This is a genomic window from Mycobacterium sp. IDUB_19 (genome assembly GCF_055419445.1).
This window is the reverse complement of sequence record NZ_JBVAXR010000167.1, coordinates 1-985: the sequence shown is the minus strand read 5'-3', so window position 1 is coordinate 985 and position 985 is coordinate 1. Positions and strand designations below refer to the sequence as shown.

Here is a 985-nt window from a genome sequence, read left to right as displayed (position 1 = left end):
GTGCCGGCGGCCATTGCCTCGACCAGGACGATGCCGAAACTCTCGCCGCCGATGTTGGGCGCGCAGTAGACGTCGGCGCTGCGCATCGCCGACGCTTTCCCGGCGTCGTCGACCTGACCGAGGAAGCGCAGATGCTCCGCCAATGCGCCTGCCTGCGTGCGTAATTCGTCCTCACCGCCATGGCCGACGACCAGCACCTGCAAGTCCGGAAAGCGTTTCACCACCCGCGGCAGCGCCTCGAGCAGCACCGCCATGCCCTTGCGCGACTCGTCATAGCGGCCCAGGAAAAGCACCGTCTTGCCCGGCCACGGATACCCGTCCAGCCGCGGCGCCGAGGCGAGTGAGGCGACGTTGACCCCGTTGGGGATCTCCACCGCGTCGGACCCCAGCGCCTCCATCTGCCATCGGCGGGCCAGTTCGGACACCGCGATCCGGCCGACGATCTTCTCGTGCATCGGCCGCAGGATGCTTTGGACGACGGACAGGGTCAGCGATTTGGTGGTCGAGGTGTGAAACGTCGCCACGATCGGGCCCTCGGCGATGTTCAGGGCCAGCATCGACAGGCTGGGCGCATTGGGCTCGTGCAGGTGCAGCACGTCGAAATCACCTTCGGCCAGCCACTTCTTGACCTTGCGGTGGGTCGCCGGGCCGAACCGCAGCCGGGCCACCGAGCCGTTGTAGGGAATGGGGACGGCCTTGCCGGCCGAGACCACGTAGTCGGGCAGCGCGGCATGCGGCGAAACCGGCGCCAGCACGCTGACCTCATGCCCCCGGGCGCGCATCACCTCGGCCAGCTGCAAAACATGCGACTGCACCCCGCCCGGCACGTCGAACGAGTACGGGCAGACCATCCCGATCCTCATTCAGGCCTCCCGCAGCCGGGCACGCCGGGCCTCTGACAGATCGGCCAGCCACTGGGGCTGCAGCATGTGCCAGTCTTCGGGGTGGGCGGCGATGTTGGTGGCGAATTGGTCGGCCAGCGCCT

At 68.2% G+C, this 985-nt stretch carries 2 protein-coding genes; both read right to left on the bottom strand.

The annotated features are described in order from the left end of the window. On the bottom strand, window positions 1–863 hold an 863-nt coding region (locus ACZY0B_RS27675; RefSeq protein WP_463767410.1), incomplete at its 3' end, for a glycosyltransferase family 4 protein. Continuing rightward, window positions 864–985: LpxL/LpxP family acyltransferase (locus ACZY0B_RS27670; RefSeq protein WP_463767411.1), on the bottom strand; the 122-nt coding region annotated here is incomplete at its 5' end.